Annotated in this window: 15 protein-coding genes; 8 read left to right on the top strand and 7 right to left on the bottom strand. The window is 72.6% G+C overall.

Annotation, left to right across the window (positions count from 1 at the left end):
• The coding region (locus tag AC5L36_RS42105) for a substrate-binding domain-containing protein (RefSeq protein ID WP_494909734.1) at nt 1–706 on the top strand (706 nt) is incomplete at its 5' end.
• On the opposite strand, the gene AC5L36_RS42110 is transcribed toward AC5L36_RS42105, so the two are convergent.
• Nucleotides 693–1,436, bottom strand: coding sequence for a bestrophin-like domain (locus AC5L36_RS42110; protein ID WP_441219915.1), 744 nt, complete (start codon nt 1,434–1,436; stop codon nt 693–695). The two genes, AC5L36_RS42105 and AC5L36_RS42110, sit on opposite strands and share 14 nt — an antisense overlap.
• Nucleotides 1,437–1,499: 63 nt before the next feature.
• On the opposite strand from AC5L36_RS42110, the gene AC5L36_RS42115 reads away from it, so the two are divergent.
• The 3 genes from AC5L36_RS42115 to AC5L36_RS42125 all read left to right on the top strand — a co-directional run bounded on the left by AC5L36_RS42115 (nt 1,500) and on the right by AC5L36_RS42125 (nt 6,842).
• Complete coding sequence (locus AC5L36_RS42115; RefSeq protein WP_441219916.1) at nt 1,500–2,651, top strand: DUF6923 family protein; 1,152 nt, start codon at nt 1,500–1,502, stop codon at nt 2,649–2,651.
• Between the two features lie 111 nt (nt 2,652–2,762).
• Nucleotides 2,763–3,041 carry an SHOCT domain-containing protein gene (locus AC5L36_RS42120; protein WP_441219917.1) on the top strand — a complete coding sequence of 93 codons (279 nt, stop codon included), beginning with the start codon at nt 2,763–2,765 and terminating at the stop codon, nt 3,039–3,041.
• Nucleotides 3,042–3,200: 159 nt separating this feature from the next.
• The gene (locus tag AC5L36_RS42125; protein ID WP_441219918.1) at nt 3,201–6,842 is read left to right on the top strand and encodes a S8 family serine peptidase; all 3,642 of its coding nucleotides are present in this window, start codon (nt 3,201–3,203) and stop codon (nt 6,840–6,842) included.
• 557 nt (nt 6,843–7,399) lie between these two features.
• Here the strand turns inward: AC5L36_RS42125 and AC5L36_RS42130 are convergent.
• The 3 genes from AC5L36_RS42130 to AC5L36_RS42140 all read right to left on the bottom strand — a co-directional run bounded on the left by AC5L36_RS42130 (nt 7,400) and on the right by AC5L36_RS42140 (nt 11,478).
• Complete coding sequence (locus AC5L36_RS42130) at nt 7,400–8,377, bottom strand: helix-turn-helix domain-containing protein (protein WP_441219919.1); 978 nt, start codon at nt 8,375–8,377, stop codon at nt 7,400–7,402.
• 108 nt (nt 8,378–8,485) lie between these two features.
• The gene (locus AC5L36_RS42135; protein WP_441219920.1) at nt 8,486–10,780 is read right to left on the bottom strand and encodes an ABC transporter permease; all 2,295 of its coding nucleotides are present in this window, start codon (nt 10,778–10,780) and stop codon (nt 8,486–8,488) included.
• Nucleotides 10,777–11,478, bottom strand: a complete 702-nt coding sequence (locus AC5L36_RS42140; protein WP_441219921.1) for an ABC transporter ATP-binding protein — start codon at nt 11,476–11,478, stop codon at nt 10,777–10,779. Before AC5L36_RS42140 ends, AC5L36_RS42135 begins: the two co-directional genes overlap by 4 nt.
• 140 nt (nt 11,479–11,618) lie before the next feature.
• On the opposite strand from AC5L36_RS42140, the gene AC5L36_RS42145 reads away from it, so the two are divergent.
• Nucleotides 11,619–12,413, top strand: a complete 795-nt coding sequence (locus tag AC5L36_RS42145; protein WP_441219922.1) for a sensor histidine kinase — start codon at nt 11,619–11,621, stop codon at nt 12,411–12,413.
• A complete protein-coding gene (locus tag AC5L36_RS42150; RefSeq protein WP_441219923.1) occupies nt 12,410–13,078 on the top strand; it encodes a response regulator in 669 nt (222 codons plus the stop codon). Before AC5L36_RS42145 ends, AC5L36_RS42150 begins: the two co-directional genes overlap by 4 nt.
• On the opposite strand, the gene AC5L36_RS42155 is transcribed toward AC5L36_RS42150, so the two are convergent.
• A complete protein-coding gene (locus AC5L36_RS42155; RefSeq protein WP_441219924.1) occupies nt 13,075–14,910 on the bottom strand; it encodes a multicopper oxidase family protein in 1,836 nt (611 codons plus the stop codon). The two genes, AC5L36_RS42150 and AC5L36_RS42155, sit on opposite strands and share 4 nt — an antisense overlap.
• Entirely contained in the window at nt 14,907–15,359 is a 453-nt protein-coding gene (locus AC5L36_RS42160) for a DUF6220 domain-containing protein (RefSeq protein ID WP_441219925.1), read from the bottom strand. Before AC5L36_RS42160 ends, AC5L36_RS42155 begins: the two co-directional genes overlap by 4 nt.
• Before the next feature lie 180 nt (nt 15,360–15,539).
• On the opposite strand from AC5L36_RS42160, the gene AC5L36_RS42165 reads away from it, so the two are divergent.
• Together AC5L36_RS42165 and AC5L36_RS42170 are read left to right on the top strand one after the other, a co-directional pair.
• Nucleotides 15,540–16,715 (top strand): sensor histidine kinase, encoded by a 1,176-nt coding sequence (locus AC5L36_RS42165; protein ID WP_441219926.1) that lies wholly within the window; start codon nt 15,540–15,542, stop codon nt 16,713–16,715.
• Nucleotides 16,712–17,368 (top strand): response regulator transcription factor, encoded by a 657-nt coding sequence (locus tag AC5L36_RS42170; protein ID WP_441219927.1) that lies wholly within the window; start codon nt 16,712–16,714, stop codon nt 17,366–17,368. Before AC5L36_RS42165 ends, AC5L36_RS42170 begins: the two co-directional genes overlap by 4 nt.
• 24 nt (nt 17,369–17,392) lie before the next feature.
• Here the strand turns inward: AC5L36_RS42170 and AC5L36_RS42175 are convergent, their stop codons facing one another.
• Nucleotides 17,393–18,163: a hypothetical protein gene (locus tag AC5L36_RS42175; RefSeq protein ID WP_441219928.1), complete on the bottom strand. Its 771-nt coding sequence runs from the start codon at nt 18,161–18,163 to the stop codon at nt 17,393–17,395.
• Between the last annotated feature and the right edge of the window lie 75 nt (nt 18,164–18,238).

Genomic DNA, 18,238 nt, shown 5'->3' on the forward strand with positions numbered 1-18,238 from the left:
CCTCGACCTCCTCGAAGAACAACGCGTCCAAGGCGTCCTCATCACCCCCATCGACGACGCCAGCCAACGCCTCCACCAGCTCCGCGACCGCGGCGTGCGGGTCGTGCTCCTCGACCGCCGCTCCACCGAGAAGGATCTGTGCTCGGTGTCGGTGGACGACCGGCTCGGTGGCGAGCTGGCGATGCGACACCTGGTGGAGAGCGGCCACCGCCGGATCGCCTTCGTCGGCGGGCCACACCGCCTCGAGCAGGTCCGCGACCGCTACGACGGAGCGCTGCAAGCCCTCAAAGACGCGGGACTCGACGAAGACGAGCACCTGCGCCGGTACGACACACCCGCCCTCACCGTCGCCGCCGGACGCGACGCCGCGGCCCGCATCCTCGGCCAGCCCAAGAACTCCCGGGCCACCGCCGTCTTCTGCGCCAACGACCTGCTCGCCCTCGGCGTCCTCCAGGTACTCACCCGCCAACAAATCCGGGTACCCGACGACATCGCCCTGGTCGGCTACGACGACATCGACTTCGCCGCCGCCGCGGCCGTGCCCCTCTCCTCCGTCCGCCAACCACGCCAACGCCTCGGACAGACCGCCGCCGGTCTCCTGCTCGACGAGGCCAACCAGCCCGAAACCCACCAGCACCAACAGGTCGTCTTCGAGCCCGAGCTCGTCGTACGCGAGTCGAGCCAGCGGATCGTCACGGCGGAGTGATCCGGGTCAGCGTCTCCTCGTACGCTGTGGAGGGCACGCGCCCCTGCGCGAACGGGCGCTCGATCTGCTGGATCGTGAAGAGCAGCAACGTGATCATGCTGGCCACCGTGGCGGTGAGGGCGAGCTGTGGCAGCGCCCGGTCGAACGGGAAGAAGAACATCGGCAGCCCGGCCAGCACCGCTCCGGCCAGCAAGGCGAACCAGGTCGCGTCGCCGATCCGCGACTCGGCCAGGGCGAGCCGCTCCTGGCGGGCCTGTAACAGCGACTCCACGGCGGCCGGCGCGTCTTCGGCCTCCTCGCCGTTGCGGCTGGCGAGGTCGTGCATGTCCTGCACCAGCTGCCAGCCGCGGGGGTGCTCCTCGGCGCTCGCCTCGGCGAGCCGCGGCCACTCCCGGTCGACCACCTCGCGCAGGTAGTCACGGGTGAGCCTGGTCATCTCGGCACGGTCCGGCTCCGGCATCCCGTTGACCGACCAGGCCACGAGCTGCGCCGCCTCCGCCTCCGCGTACGTGGCGTCGCGGGCCTCGTCGGCACCGCTCCACACGTCGATGAACACGAACGCGGCGACGATCGCGAAGAGCATGCCGGCGAGCGAGAAGACCGCGCTCAGCACGTTGATGTCGACGAGCGGTTTCGAGTCACGCCGCCAGCGGCGCAGCAGCGCGACAACGGCGAGAGCGGCGGCGGATACGCCCACCAACCAGAGCGTGCCGACTAGGTAGGTATTCATCGAGGTTCCATTTAGGATGCATCCACTTCGTCCGGGCTTACCAGGGTAGATGGGGTGTCATCTGTGCGAAACCGGCATGTCGCCTTACGGATGGTCGCGCTGCTCGCCACCGGCGGCGGTCTCGCACTTGCCGCACCGGCCGCCGCCACCCGCCCTGTGTCCACAGTGGAGGCGTCGTCGAACCAGTGCACCGGTGGGCTCTACCAGGTGCGCACGGTGCGCAAACACCGTTCGTCCACGCTGGACTCCATCGACCCAGATACCGGTGACACGCGGCGGTCCACAGGCCTTGCGTACACGGTCAACGCGATCGGGTACGACGCCGGGCAAGGGCTCTTCGCCGGCGTGGCCACCCGCCACGAGGGTCACCCGATCGGGGACGGCGGGCACGTCGTCACCATCACCCCGGAGGGTGAAACCCGTGATCTGGGGCCGGTACGGGGTGCTTCGGTGGCCGGGGCGTACTCCGGCACCGTCGTCGACGGCCGGCTGCTCCTGCATCTCGACGGTCATCTCGTCGCGGTGGACGTACGCCCGGGGAGTCCCACGTTTCGCACGGTGGTACGCCGCCTCGACCTGCCGCGCCTGCCCAGTTTCGGCGACTGGGACGCCCGGCCCGGCGACGGCGGCCTGTACGCGGTCTCCACGCAGGGCCGCGGCCCGAGCCGGCTGGTCCGCGTCGACCCGGCCACCGGCGCGGTGACCGAGAAGCCGGTGCCGGACCTGCCGGGAGACGGCTTCTTCGGTGCGGTCGCGTTCGACGACGGCGGCACACACCTGTACGCCACCGACAACAACCACGCCAGCACACTGTGGCGGATCGGGCTGGACGGCACGGCCGCGAAGCTCGCCCGCGGGTCCGGTCTGCTCGGCTCCGACGCGGCCTGGTGTCCACGCCCGCCGCCACCCTCACCGAAACCGACCACGCCGCCACCCGCGCGTCCGCGCCCGCCGGCCGCGGTTCCACCGCCCGCCGTGCCGCCGACGCCACCGCGACCGGTGCCGCCGGCGACGACCCCGCCCGTCACCACACCGCCGGTCACCACGCCGCCCCCGTCACCCACACCGGCGGCTGTGGCGAACGCGACCCGCAAGCCGCTGGCCGTCGTGGAACCGCCCAAGGACGACCGGATCACCACCGTGCGCTGGGGCATCGTGCTGCTCGTCCTCGGCCTCGGCGCGATCGCGCGCACCCGCCGGATCCGGCACCCGTAAGGGGCTCGTACGTCACCGTACGTACCCCGGATGCCGTCGTGGAGCCGACGCCGCGGGCGGCGGCCTGGGACACGATTTCTGGCATAGGGCGAGTAACCAAAGGAGATCGTGATGTTGGCAGAGCTGACGAGCTACACGGCGTACGCCCACCCGGGTCCCGGCTGGGACGGCAACGGCTGGGACGGCGGCGGCCCCGGCTGGTGGATCATCGTGCCCATCGTGTTCTGGGTGGCCGTGCTCTCCGCCGCGGGCTACCTGATCTACCGCTTCTCCCCGCGACGCGCGGCGCGCACGGCCGCCGAGCGCACGCTGGCCGAGCGGTTCGCGCGTGGCGAGATCGACGCGGAGGAGCTGAACCACCGGCGGTCCGTGCTGCGCGGCAAGGGCTGAGCCGCTTGGTGATCAAAGGTCCTCTCCAGCAGTTCGAACTGCTGGAGAGGACCTTTGATCACCAAGGGAGGGGGCGCGACATGTCCATCTGGCGACATGTCGCCTTTGCGCGCGCGACAGGTAGTGACCGTCGCGGGAGCGCGACCACAGACTCACGCCATGGTTCGTATCGCGCGTGCCGCGGTGGCGGGGGTCCTGGTCGCGGTGGCGCTGACCACGCCGGCGGCGGCGGACAGGGGCGGGACGCCGGCGGGACACACAGTCACCGCCGCAACGGGGGCGTCCCGGATCACGCTCATCACCGGCGACGTGGTGGACATCGCGCCCGCCGGTGACGGCCGGTACGCGGCGTCGGTGCGGCCAGGTCCGGGGCGCGAGCGGATCACCTTCCACACCGTCGAGGCGGACGGCGGGCTGCGGTTGCTGCCCAGCGACGCGGTGCCGTACGTCTCGTCGGGCGTGCTCGACGCCGACCTCTTCGATGTGGAGGAGCTCGTCGCCGGCGGGTACGCGGACGCGTCGGCCGGCCGGCTCCCGCTGATCGTGCGCTACGCCGGCGGGCGGGCGCCCGCGGTCGGCGCGCTGGCCGGCACGGCGTCGGTACGCCCGCTGCCGAGCGTGGGTGGGGCGGCCGTCGCCGCCGAGAAGGACACCCTCGGAGAGCTGTGGCGGTCGTTCACGGCCACACCCACCGCCGCGCTCCGTGGTGAGGGCATCACCGGCATCTGGCTGGACGGCCGGGTGCGCGCCAGCCTCGACCGGAGCGTCGCGCAGATCGGCGCGCCGGCCGCCTGGCAGGCCGGGTACGACGGCAGCGGCGTCGACGTGGCGGTGCTCGACACCGGGGTCGACGCGGCACATCCGGACCTGGCCGGCAAGGTGGTGGCGCGGGAAAACTTCACCGACGCCGCCGACGCGGCCGACCACTTCGGGCACGGCACCCACGTCGCGGCCACGATCGCCGGCACCGGCGCGGCCTCCGGCGGTAGCCGCAAAGGCGTGGCGCCCGGCGCGGACCTGATCGCCGGCAAGGTGCTCAACGACGCGGGCGACGGCTACGACTCCTGGATCATCGCCGGCATGGAATGGGCGGTCGCACAGGGCGCCGAGGTGGTCAACCTCAGCCTCGGCGGCGAGGCGACCGACGGCACCGACCCGCTGAGCGAAGCGGTCAACCGGCTCACCGCCGAGCACGGCACGCTCTTCGTGGTCGCCGCCGGCAACACCGGCAAGGACGCGGACGTGGGCACACCGGCCGCCGCCACGGCCGCGCTGTCAGTGGGCGCGGTGGCCCGGGACGAGAGCCTCGCCGACTTCTCCAGCCGCGGCCCGCGCCTGGGCGACGAGGCGGTCAAGCCCGAGATCACGGCGCCGGGCGTGGGGATCGTCGCGGCCCGGGCGGCCGGCACGGGCATGGGCGCGCCGGTCGACGACCGGTACACCGCCGCGTCGGGCACCTCGATGGCCACGCCGCACGTCGCCGGCGCGGCCGCGCTGCTCGCCCAGGCCCGTCCAGAGTGGACGGCGGCGCAGCTCAAGGACGCGCTGGTGAGCACCGCCAAGGGCAACCCCGCCATCGCCGTCGACGCGCAGGGCGCCGGCCGGGTCGACGTGGCCCGCGCGGTCGGCCAGGGCGTGTACGGCACGGCGACCGCGAGCCTCGGCACACACACCGAGCCGGCCACCGGCACGCGCGAGCAGGAGCTCGTGTACACCAACACGACCTCGGCGGCGGTGACCCTCGACCTCGCGCTCGACCTGCCCGCGTTCTCGCTCTCGGCCGACCAGGTCACCGTCCAACCTGGACAGTCGGCGGCGGTGACGCTCCGGCTGGACACGGCGAAGCTGACCCGTGGCCGCCATACCGGTTACGTGACCGCGACCGCGGCGGGCGGGGTGCTGGTGCGCACCGCGGTCGGTGCGACGCTCGACCTGCCCATCCACCGGATCACGTTTCGGGCGGTCGACCGCCAGGGCGCGAAGGTTTCGGTGCCGGTGATCCTGCTCTACGGCGACGAGCGCCGCAAGGACCAGACCGGCTACATCATGCCGTGGGACGAGAGCAAGACCATCGAGGTGTACGAGGGCACGTACGTCATGAACGCCCTCGTCGAGGACGGGGCGCCCCTCGACGAGCAGGCCACGTTCATCACCAACCCGGAGCTGCGCGTCACCGGCGACGTGGAGATCCTGCTGGACGCCCGCACCGGCACGCCGATCCGGATCGAGACGCCGAAGCCGGCCGAGCAGCAGGCGATCCTCAGCTACTACGAACGACGGGTGCACGCCAACGGGCGCTCCACCGCGCACGGCGTCATGCACTTCAGCACGATCCAGCAGGTCAACGTCACGCCGACCAGGCGTCCGGCGGCCGGCCAGTACGAGTTCTCGTCGCGCTGGCAGCTCGTGGCGCCCATGGTTCAGGTCAAGGTGACCGGGGTATCCGGGCCCATCGACATCAATCTGCTGCACCAGTCGCCCGCGTACGAGGGCACCCGCAGGTTCCGCCTCGTGCCCTTCGGCAAGGGTGACGTGCGCGGCGCCGCCGCGTTGATCGTCGGCGCGGAAGACCGCTCGGAGCAGGAGCAGATCGCCGACGCGGCCGCTGCCGGCGCCGCGGTGGCCATCATCGTGCGTACCCCGGACATGCCGGCCTGGACCGTGTGGCGGCCGGTCGGCGACCGGGAACCGATCCCATCACTCGTGGTCGCCAACGACGACGGCCAGAAACTCCTCAAGGCCGCGGGCGGCAAGGCGCGCCCGGCGATCGACCTCACGCTCGACACGTCCAGCCCGTACCTGTACGACGTCTTCCACGTGGAGCGGGGACGCGTGCCGGATCGGATCGTGCACCGGGTGACCCGCGACAACACCGTACGGATCTCCTCCCGGTACGCGGACAACGGCGGCTTCGGTTGGGCGAAGGAGCAACGGTTCGGGTGGCGGCCCTGGCAGGAGTACGCGTGGAACGACACGCAGCGGTTCGTACAGACGCCGAAGGTGCGCGAGGAGTGGGTGTCGGCGGGTGACTCCGTCTGGCAGCACCGCGTGCACCACGAGTACACCTGGGATGACATGAACCCGATCGGCGGAGGAATGACCGAGGTGCCGCGAAGCTACGCGGCGCGCAGCACGCTGACGGAGGGGTGGTTCACGCCGGTCGTGCGCCCCGCCGCCGTACCGGGCATGATCTCCGCCCGTACGGCCGACACGCTCGCCCTCTGGGTGCCCGAGTTCGTCGACGCGACCCGCGGACATTTCCAGGTGGCCGAGGGCGAACCGGTGGGCGCCAAGCTGTGGCGCGACGGAAAGCTCCTGGCCGAGCTACCCGACGCCCGCCGCGACGTGGGCACGACCGCCGCGCCGGCCACGTACCGGCTCGACCTGACGACCGAACGCGGCGGCGAGGAATGGCTCTGGGCCACCCGCACCGAGACGTCGTGGGAGTTTCGCTCCGGACGCCCGGCGGCGGGTCGCACCGAGCCGCTCCCGTTGCTCCAGATCGGGTACGGCGTGCCGGCCGACCTGACCGGGTACGTCTCCGGCCGGCACCCGCACCTGCTCGGGCTGACCCTGTGGCACCAGGAGGGCCTACGCCCACCGCGCGGCACCACCCTGCGCGTCGAGGTGTCACTCGACGAGGGCGCGAAGTGGCGCAGCGTCCCGGTGATCCGCCACGGCGACGGCTACCGCGCCCTCCTGCCCGCCGGCTACGGCAGCGTGTCACTGCGGGTCCATGCCCGCGACGCGGCCGGCAACGCGGTAACCCAAACCGTGATCCGCGCCTACGGCCTGAAGTAAATCCCAACACGGGAGAACATTTGGGCTACCGCGATGCCCGTCGTGGTCCAGACCGTTGCTCCCGCGGCCTCACCCGTCCGCCGCTGGTCGCGCCCAGCCCCTGCGCGCAACCGGCCGGGAGGAAAGGGGGCGGGGTGGCAGGGCTCGCGCCAGGCGGTGGTCGACGTTTGTCCACAATGTCTGTTCCCGGATCGGCGATCCGGGAAAGCAACGGGGTTGTCGTCGCCGTGTGTAACCGCCACGAGGGTGTGAGCGGCGCGAGGCTCGAGATCTAGGAGGGTTGGGGCGCCATTTCAACCCTAAATCTCCTAGATCTCGAAGTCTGGTGTCGTTGGCTGGTTACGTTGCGTCAGGATGGTGCAAGTGGGGCCGCGCCGACCCGCTCGGGCTTGTCTCGCGGAGCTGGCAGTGGACGGCCGGGGATTTCGGCGAGCGCTGCGAGCCGCCGGCCGGGAGCGGTGCCCGCGGGAGCATACGGTCCGCAGCTGACGCGGACGCGGGCAAATCTGCCTCGAAGCAACGCCACGACGAGCGGCGACCCTGACCCCGAAAGATCTCTAGAGCCAGCCGCGGCGGGCGGCTTGGAAGGCCAGGCCGGGGCGGGTGTCGACGCCGGCCAGTGCCATCAGGCGGTCGAGGCGGCGTTGCACCGTGCGGCGGCTGACGCCCATCTGGGAGGCGATCGACTTGTCCGGCACACCGGCCACGAGGAGCGAGAGCACGAAGCGTTCGGACTCGTCCGGCAGGTCGGGCTCCTCGTCCGGGACGCCGCCGTCGATCCGCACCGGCGTGGCGATGTCCCAGTGGCTCTCGAAGAGGGCGATCAGCGCGTCGAGCAGCTGGCTGCGGCCGATGACCGCGGCGGACGGCTCGCCGACGTCGCCCTCGTCGCCGCGGACCAGCGGGCAGATCGCCGTCGTGCGGTCCGCCACCGCCAGCCGGACCGGCAGCGTGCGTAGGCTGCGGGCCTCCTCGCCACGGCGGATGCCCTCGGCGACGTTGGCCTGCATGCCCGGCTCCATCAGCAGCGCCCGCTCGTAGATCACCTGGTAGTGCACGCCGCGGTCGAGCGCGTCGAACTCCTCGGTGTTTTCGGCGCTCTCCATCGCTACCGCGTTGGCCCGGCAGAGCCAGAGCATCTCCGACTTGGCCGAGTCCTGGAGCCGGCGGATGCGCTCGCGCAGCGCCGCCGCGCCCACCACGATCTCCACCAGCTGGTCGGCGTGCCGGCGGCGGGCGCTGGTCAGGTACTCCTCGCTCAGCGCGGCCAGGGCCCGCCGCGACTCCTCCAACGACTCCTGGCGGCGTAGCAGCTCGGTGCCGAGCGCGGGCTCGGGCGGCAGGGGGCGGTAGACGTCGGCCCCGTCGGCCGCCACCAGCCCCTTGTCGCTGAGTCCTTTCAGCAGCCGCTGCCCGTCGTCGGGCCGGAGCGACATGCGCTCCGCCACCTGGTCCGCGCGGGCCGTGCCAAGGCGCACCAGCACCCGGTAGGCCCACTCCTCCTCCGGCCCGAGCAAAGCCTCCCCGTCTCGCATGGCATCCACCATGCACCCGGCCGAGAGGATTGATCAATGATCGACGAATCGCGGAGCACCCGCCAGCGGGGGCCGCCGGGTCGCCCCGACGGCCCCCGGCCACCCCCGTCATTCGTTGTGCAGCACCTGGGCGATCGTGACCCGGGCGGCCGACCTGGCCGGTATGAACGCGCCGATCGCGGCGATCGCGACGCCGGCCAGAGCCAGCAGCACCAGCGTCGGCGCCTGGTACACGTCGAGAACGGCGGAGGGGAAGGCGACCTGGGCGGTGTTCGCCATGGCCGGGAGCACCACCCGGTGCACGGCGACCCCGATCGGGATGCCGAGCAGGCCGCCGAGCGCGCCGAGCGCGGCCATCGAGGTCACCACCATCACGGTGACCTGACCCGGCGTCATCCCGATCGACTTGAGCATGCCCAGGTCGCGCCGGCGCTCGCGGGTGCTGAGCACGGCCGTGTTGAAGACGCCCAGCGCGGCCACCACCGCGAGCATCAGCGTCAGCAACGTGACGGTGAGCAGCACGATCACGATGAACTCCTCGGCGCCCTCGGGCGGGCCGGCGGCAAGGCCGGCCTGCCGCACCGCCGCCATGTACGCCTGCGTGTCCGTGCCCTCGGTCAGCTGGATCTCGTAGTGGCCCGGGAACGCGTCCGGCGCCACGGTCGCCGCGGTCGACCAGTCGGCGATGATCGTCTCGGTCTCGTTGTACAGCACCATGCCGACGATCCGCACCTGCGTCGCGCCTTTGCCGGCCTCGATCGTGAAGGTGTCGCCGATGGACAGTCCACGCTGGACAAGGAAACGCTTGGCGACGGCCACCTCACCGGCCGCCGACGGCCACCGTCCCTCCAGGACCTGTTGGCCGAGCGCGGCGGTGTCTCCCTTGTAGAGCTTCAGCATCGTCTGGTCGGTGTTGCCGACCTGTCTGACCATCATGTCGAAGGAGCCGAGCACATAGCGGGTGCCGGATATCGAGCGCAGCAGCGCCTCGTCTTGTGCGGAGCCGCCTTCCGGGCCGCCGTCCGGAAACACCTCCACCTGCACCGCGCCCATGCGCGCCTCCTCCCGCTGGTACCGGGTCAGCGAGTCGGCGAGGCCGATCGCCAGCGTGACGCTCGTCACGCCGAGCACCACAGCGGCCATGGTCAGCGCGCTGCGGGCCGGGCGGGCGAAGGGCAGGCCGAGGCCGAGGCTCACCGCGCGGGGCAGTCGCGTGCCGCTGAGCCAGCGCTGCGTCCGCAGGCCGCGACCGGTGTGCGGGGCGCTGCCCGCGCTGATCGCTTCGGCCGCCGGCAGGCGGCGGGCACGCATCGCCGGCACGAAGGCGGAGAGGGCGACCATCAGCGGTACGCCGAGCAGCGCCGCGACGCTCACCCAGATCGGCACGCCGATGCCCTCGCTCCCCAGGTTGCGGAACGCCTGGGAGAGCAGCGGCCGGGCCAGCATGTTGCCCAGGATCGTGCCGAGCGCGCAGCCGACGATCGCCGGGACCGAGACCATCACCAGGTACACGGCGAGCACCTGGGTCGGTGTGAAGCCGAGCGCCTTGAGCACGCCGATGTGCCGGAAGCCGGCGACGACCGCGCCGCTGACCACGTTCGCCACGATGAGGATCGCGACCGCGAGGCCGAGCAGGCCGAACGCGATCAGGAACGTCACGTACGTCGCCGCCTCGCGCGCCGCCTCGTCCCGCAGGACCAGGTACGAGGTCGAGCCGAGCCGCGCACCGGCCGGCAGCCCTTTCGACACCTCGGCCTCGCCGGTCTGGATCTGGGCGGCGGTCGCGGCGTGAGTGAAGCGGTACAGCATCTGGGTCGAGGTCGGGCCCAGCGCGGTCATCTGCTCCGGCGTGACCCAGGCGTCGGCCGAGCGGCTCATGCTGTACGCGTGGCCGACCACCGTCAGCGTCGTGCCGTCCGGGGTGGTGAGCCTTTCACCGAGGCGGAAGAAGACGCCCGGACCTACCGGGTTCTGGTTGACCACGACCTCGCCGGGCGCGGACGCCCAGCGGCCCCGCCACACGTTGAGACGGTCCACCGACCCGTCGGGGTCGCCGCGGCCCACGATCGTGAGCGGCATGCCCGGCCGGCGCCTGCCGTCGCTGGGGTCGGAGTTGGTCTCGACCGTCGCCTGGCCGAACGGGCCCGCCGCGGCCGTCACCCCCGACCACCCGGCCCCGGAGGTGAGCTGCGCGTCGGTCGCCTTGGTCCGGTCGTAGGTCGCGGCCAGGTGCGCGCCGAGCTGCCGGGCGTACGCCTGGTCGAAGGGGGCTGACGAGACGGCGAGCAGGCCGAGCGCGACCACGATCATCGTGGTGGAGACCAGGACGACGATGCCCACGACGGCGGTTTGAAGCCGGCGCCGGCGTACCGCCGCGCGGGCCGCCAGCCAGACGGCGCTCACGCCCGCTCCAGGGCGCGTTCGCGGGCGACCCTGCCGTCGACGATCTCGATCACGCGGCTGGCGCAGCGGGTGGCGAGCCGCTCGTCGTGGGTGACCATCAGCAACGTCTGACCGATCTGGTTGAGGTCGAGCAGCAGGTCCATCACCTGCTCGCCGACCTTGCTGTCGAGCGCGCCCGTGGGCTCGTCGGCCAGCAAGAGGGCGGGCCGGTTCATCAGCGCCCGGGCCACCGCCACCCGCTGCCGCTCGCCGCCGCTCAGCTGGGCCGGGTACGTGTTGCGCCGCGCCGCGATGCCGAGCTCGTCCAGCAGTTCCAGCGCGCGGCGGCGGGCGTGCGGCGCGGCTACGCCGGCGAGCTGGGCGGCGAGCGCCACGTTGTCGAGGGCGGGCAGGTCGTCGATCAGGTTGAAGAACTGGAAGATCATCCCGATCCGCCGGCGGCGGAAGAGGGCCAGGCCCTTCTCGTTCAGCCGCCCGAGGTCGTCGCCGTGCACCACGACCGAGCCGGACGTCGGCCGGTCCAGCCCGGCGATGACGTTGAGCAGGGTCGACTTGCCGCTGCCCGAGGGGCCCATCACCGCGACCGCCTCCCCCGGGCGGATCTCCAGCGAGATCCCGTCCAGGGCGATCGCCTCGCCGTACTCCTTGCGGACGCCGGTCAGCTGGACGACCGCTGGCTCGTTGCCTTCGTCACTCATAGTCGTAGAGATTGGCGGGTCGGGTGCCGCTCGGGCATCGGCTCGCGGTGGTAACTCTCCGCGCGTCTCATCCTGGGGATGTAGGCGCTGCCTCCGGGGAATGATGTGCCGCTCGGCGGTGGCCTGAGAGAGTTGTCGTCATGGTGGGTTGGCTGGTCGCGCTGGTCGCGGTCGGGTTCGCCGCGCTCTTCGCGGTGCAGCTGGTCCGCACCCGGCGCGCCTTCACGAGGGCGCTGGAGGAGCGCGGCTGGCTGCTGGAGCGGGAGCGCGAGACGGCGGCGCGCGGCGCGGTCGACGCCGAGCGCGCCCGGATCGCCCGCGAGCTGCACGACATCGTCAGCCACAACGTGAGCGTCATGGTCGTGCAGGCCGGAGCCGCCCGCCAGGTGGTCGCGGCGGACGCCGACGAGGCCACGGCAGCGCTGCGGGCGGTGGAGAGCGCCGGCCGCGACACGATGACGGAGCTGCGCCACCTGCTCGGCGTGCTCGCCCCGGCGGCCGACGGTGAGGATGTCGACCTGTCGCCGCAGCCAAGCCTGAGCCGGCTCAGCCCGCTGGTCGACCGGATCGCGTTCGCCGGGCTGCCGGTCGAGGTGCGCATCTCCGGCGAGCCGCGGCCGCTGCCCTCCGGGGTCGACCTGACGGCCTATCGGATCATCCAGGAGGCCCTCACCAACGCGCTCAAGCACGGAGACGGGGGCAAGGCGGAGGTGGCCGTGCGCTACGGGGAGCGCTACCTGCGCATCGAGGTGCTCAACACCGGTCCGAGCGTGCTGTCCGGCGGCCGCCCGCGCCCGCGGGGCAACCCCGGCGAGGGCCGCGGCCTACTCGGCCTGCGGCAGCGGGTCGCGGTCTTCGGTGGAGACCTGGACGCCCGCCGCCGGCTGGGTGGTGGCTTTCGGGTCCGCGCCAAGATCCCCCTGGAACGCGCATGAACGCCCCACGGGTGGTCATCGCCGACGACCAGGCGCTGGTACGCAGCGGCTTCCGCCTGATCCTGACGGCCGGCGGGATCGACGTGGTCGGCGAGGCGGCAGACGGCGCCGAGGCGGTCGCGGCGGTGCGGCGGCTCCGCCCGGACGTCGCGCTGATGGACATCCGCATGCCGGGCATGGACGGTCTGGAGGCCACCCGCCGGGTGCTGGAGCACGCGCCCGAGTGCCGGGTGCTGATGCTGACGACGTTCGACCTCGACCGCTACGTGTACGCGGCGCTGGCCGCCGGCGCCAGCGGCTTCCTGCTCAAGGACGTGACGCCCGAGCACCTCGTCGCGGCCGTGCGCCTCGTCGACACCGGCGACGCCCTGCTCGCGCCGTCCATCACCCGCCGCCTCGTCGAGCGCTTCGCGGCCGGCGACGTGGCCGCGGGCACCCCCGCCGCGATCCACCGCGACCTGGCCGGGCTGACGCCACGCGAGCGCGAGGTGCTCACGCTCATGGGGCGTGGCCTGTCCAACGCGGAGATCGCGGCCGCGCTGACGCTGAGCGAGGCGACGGTCAAGACGCACGCCGCGCACATCTTCGGCAAGCTGAGCCTGCGCGACCGGGCACAGGCGGTCGTCCTCGCCTACGAGACCGGTCTTGTCAAGCCCGGCGGTTAGCCGCCGTGGCCACCGTGAAACGGGGTCGTCACGCCGTCGTACCGCAGGTGCAGTGCCATGCCCTGTGCGGCGTGGGCGAGGTTGTGGCAGTGGTTCATCCAGGCGCCCGGGTTGTCCGCGCGGAAGGCGACCCGCCACACCTCGCCCGGCTGTACGTCGAACGTGTCCAGCCACAGTGGACTGCCGCTCGCCCGGTGGCCGTCACGCTCCAGCACGAGTACGCGATGGCCGTGCAGGTGCCACGGATGCGTGTCGAGGCCCCGGTTGGCCACCGTCATCTCCACCAGGTCGCCCTCCCGCACGAGCTGCGTGGGCACGTTGGGGAAGGCGCGCCCGTTGACGGTGAACGCGTACCGTGGCACGCCGTCCACGAGCGCGATACCCCGGTCGAGTACCAGCGTGAAGCCGCGGTCGAAGCGGCTCCCCGGCCCGAACGGGGTGGCGGCCGGGGCGCCGTACCGGGTGATGTCCAGCTCCGGCCAGCCCTTCGGGGCATCGCCCGCGCCGAGCACCGCTTGGCCGTCGACGAACAGCGCCACCTCGCCGGCCGGCATCGTGTACGCGAGGTCGTAGCGGCCGCCAGCCGGCAGGCGCAGCTCAGCGTCGCGCAGCTCGCCCGGGTCGTTGAGGTCGGTGCCGTCGACCGCCACAAGGCGGTAGGCGGTGCCGGTGAGCGCGAAGCGGTGCGGCACGCCGTCGGTGTTGACCAGCCGCAGCCGCACGGGTGTGCCGGGAGCGGCCTCGGGCATCGCGGCGGCGCCCACCACAGTGTCGGAGCCGAAGGTGTGCACCGGCAGCGTCACGTCGACGCCGCGCGCGGGTGGCCCGACGACCAGCGTGCCGTACAGCCCCATCTTCACGCCGACGTCGGACGCCTGATGCGTGTGGTACCAGTACGTGCCCACCTGGTCCGCGCGAAACCGGTAGACGTATTCGCCGCCGGGTGGGACGGCGTCCTGGGTGACCCCGGGCGCGCCGTCCTCGGCCGCCGGCACGTCGTACCCGTGCCAGTGCAGCGTCACGCCGCGCTGGATGTCCGCGTTGTGGAGCGTCACCTCGACGAGGTCGCCCTGGCTCGCGGTGATCGGCGGGCCGGGCACCTGGCCGTTGTACCCCCACGCCTCGACCGTCCGCCCGCCGACCTGGACCGTCGTCGTGCGGGCGGTGAACTCATACCGCCGCACCTGCCCGCCGGCCGCGGGGGTGGTCGGTCCGCGCAGGTCGGCCACGGACACGCCGTGCCCGGCGGAGTGGCGGAGCTCGGGGCCACCGCCGGCGTCGAGGTCGGCCCCCGTCGCGAATCCGGCCCCGACGCCGACAAGCCCCATGGCGAGGATCGGTACGAACGTCCACAGTGGTGGCCCGGAGCCGGCCACCCGCCACGTCACAAGCCCGGCCACCCCGACGAGGGCCACCGTCACGAACACCTCACTCCAGGTCGCCGGATAACCGACCAGCAGCGGGAAGAGCAGTCCGGCCGCGGCGGCGTACCCCGCGACGAGGAGCGGCACCACGGCGGCGGGTGAGTTGCCCGGCGTGCCGGTCCGCACCGCGGAGAGCAGGCGCGGGCCGGCGACGAGGACGGCGGCGAGCCCGGCCACGCCCAGCAGCGGCCCGGTCAGGACCACGCGGTCCTGCGCGAACCACCAGCCGCCGTTGGCGAGAGCGACCGAGGTCGTGATCCGCACCAGCGTCACGACGACCGCGGCCGCCAGGAGGGCGAGTGCGACTCGGGCGCGCCGGGCCGCCGCCGCGACACCCGCGCCGACCCACCCGGCCGCCGCGAGCAGCGTGGCGAGCAGGTCGAGCGCGATGAGCTGGGCGGTACTCATGCCGCCGGCGTGACCGTCGGCTGTGGAGTGTCTACTGTGGTCTTCTCAGCCGCGAACGCCCGCGCACGGCGAAACACCGCACCCGCGGCGCCCATGACGAAGAGCGCGTTGATGGCGTGCAGGCCGAAGACGAAGAGGCCGGCGGCGCCGGTGTCCTCGTCCGAACCGCCGGTGATGGCGTTGCCGACTACGATGATCAGCACCTGCACGACCACGAGGCCGAGCGGGGCGAACGACATCCCGATCAGTCGTCCGGGCGCGCGGGCGAGCGCCGCGGCGGCGCCAGTGAGGATGGACAGGAGCGGGATGATCATCATCCCGGTGACGCTGTGGAGCGCGAACGAGTCGTCGTCCTGCGGCCGGTCGAACGCACCCACCGCCGCGAAATAGAACTGCACCAGGATGGCGACGGCCAGCGCCCCGGAGAGGACCACGAAGACCCTGCGCATGACGTACTCCCTTCGACACGGCAGATCCTTCGCCGAGCGCGGCGCCGGCACGTCTGCCACGGGGCGGCATCGGCGTACGTCAAGGAACGGCCGGCCGGGGCGGAAGCGTACGCACGCTGACGTAGGCGCCTACGCCACGAGGATGATCTGGTGGACCCGACCTGCGGATACGATCGCGGCATGGCAGCCCTTACCCGGTCGCGCCTGCCGGTGTGGGCGCAGGACGTGCTCCTCGCGGTGTTCGTCGCGTTCCTACAGGTCCAGGGCACGCAGCAGGTCGCGCCGCGGCAGGAGTTCGACCAGCTGAACTCGTTCGATCTCTACCTGCACGCCGTGCTACTGGTGCTCAGCGGGCTGAGCCTGGCGGTGCGCCGGCGGTGGCCGGTGCCCGTCTTCGCCTTCGAGGTCGCGACAAGCGTCATGTACTACGGCTCCGGCTACCCGGACGGCCCGAACTGGATCGGGGTCTTCGTCGCGGTCTACACCGTCACCGCGTACGGCGACGGGCGCCGACCCTGGATCGTGCGGGTGGGCATCGCCACGCTGATCGCGGGATGGCTGTTCGCCGCCTTCCTGCACCCGCCGGAGAGGGGCGCCATCGGGTGGCTCGCGTTCCGGGTCGGCACGGCCATCATGGCCGCCGTGCTCGGCGAGTCCGTCCGCATGCGCAAGGTGATCGCCGTGGAGGCGCAGGAGCGGGCGGAACGGGCCGAGCGCACCCGCGAGGAGGAGGCCCGCCGCCGCGTCGACGCCGAGCGGCTGCACATCGCCCGCGAGGTGCACGACACGGTCGCCCACGCGATCGCGGTGATCAACGTGCAGGCCGGCGTCACCGCCCACGTGCTCGACAAGCGCCCCGAGCAGGTGCGGGAAACACTGCTCACGATCGAGCAGACCAGCGCGCGGGCCCTGCGCGAGCTGCGCGCCACGCTCGGTGTGCTCCGCGACACCGGAGACGGCCGCGCGCCCGTGGCGGGGCTCGACCGGGTGGAGGAGCTGGCCGGGCTGGCCCGCGAGGCCGGCCTCGACGTCAAGGTCGACGTGGCCACACCGCCACGCGAGCTGCCCGCCGCGGTCGACCAGGCCGCCTACCGCATCCTCCAGGAGTCGATCACCAACGTGATCCGCCACGCCGGGCCTGCCCGGGTCACCGTCGAGGTCGCGTACGAGCAGTCCGACCTCCGCGTCCGGGTCAGCGACGACGGCAGCGGGTGCGACGTCGGCGGCGGCGCCGGCCGGGGCATCGAGGGTATGCGGGAGCGCTGCACCCTGCTCGGCGGCGACCTCACCGCCGGACCGCGAGCCAGTGGCGGCTTCGAGGTTTCCGCGCGCCTCCCCCTGGTCGGGTCGGCGTGATCCGCGTCCTCCTCGCCGACGACCAGGTGCTCGTGCGGACCGGCTTCACCATGCTGCTCGACGTCGAAGACGACATCACGGTGGTGGGCGAGGCGGCCGACGGGCGGGAGGCGGTCGACCTCGCCCGCGCGCACCGCCCCGACGTGGTGCTGATGGACATCCGCATGCCCAAGCTCGACGGCATCCAGGCCACCGCGCAGATCGCCGCGACGCCGGGCCTCGAGCGGGTGCACGTGCTGATCCTGACCACGTACGACACCGACGAGTACGTCTTCGAGGCGCTGGAGGCCGGCGCGAGCGGCTTCCTGCTCAAGGACGCCGGGCCGGCCGAGCTGCTGCACGCGATCCGGGTGGTGGCCGACGGCGAGGCGCTGCTCGCGCCGCGGATCACCCGGCGGCTGATCGGCCAGTTCACCGCCGCGCGGAGCGCCCGGTCCGCCGCCGAACACCGGCTCGCCGTGCTCACCCAGCGCGAGCGAGAAGTGCTCGCCCTCGTCGGTCGCGGGCTGAGCAACGAGGAGATCGCCACCGAGCTGACGCTCAGCCCGGCCACGGCCCGCACCCACGTCAGCCGCGCCATGGTCAAGCTCGGCGCACGCGATCGGGCACAGCTGGTGGTCATCGCGTACGAAACCGGACTGGTACGGGTTTAGTCGATCCGGGAGCACGCGGCGCTTTTAGATCTTCGTCAGTGTCCAAATAAGACCGTCGTTGTCGGTCTCGCCCTTGAGGATCAGCGTCGAGCCCTGGCAGCTGTAGGCGCCGGCGCCCAGGATCGGGTCGGTATCGATGGCCTGCCCGCTCTGGTTGGCCGCGTCGTCGATGTAGTCGCCGATCGGCGCGTTGTCCAGCAGCCGCGCCTCCACGGGCTTGCTCAGCTCGAGGGTCAGCCGCAGGGCGCTCCAGTCGATCTTCCCGACCGGCTCCCACGTGCCCTCTTCGGCCGCCGGGGCCGGGGCGCCGGTCGCCGTCGGGGTGGCGGTCGCCGTCGGGGTGGCGGTGGGCACGGGCGGTGTCCCGGGTGTGGCCGGTGCGGTGGTCGAGGTGGCGGCGCCGGTGGACTTCGCGTTGATGGTGGCGGTGCCCTGCCCGCTGTACGTGGCCGTGCCCGCCACCGCGTTGCCCGCCACCTCGGCGGTGAACGACAGCGGCTGCGTGCCGTTGAAGTCGGCCCGCACCCGGCCGTCCGGGCTGATCGTGACGGTGGCGCCGCTGCCGCCGGAGACGCTGCCGTTGGCGACGGCACTGGACGCGCGGCCGCTAACCTGAGTGGTACGCCAGGTGCCGATCATGCAGCTCGACGCCGTCCCGCTCACGGTCGGTTCGGGGGCCGCGGAAGTGGTGTTGCCGGTGGTGGGTCCGGACGCGCCAGGCTCGGTGCCGGCGCACCCGCCCACGGCGAGGCCGAGCCCGGCCAGGGTCAGGACCGCGACCGTCGGGACGCGCATGATTCCTCCACACGGATATGTCGGTCGATGCGAGTACCTGCTACCCGGGCATCCGGCGGAGGAAACGAATGCCTG

The sequence above is a fragment of the Phytohabitans sp. LZ39 genome, assembly GCF_059359075.1.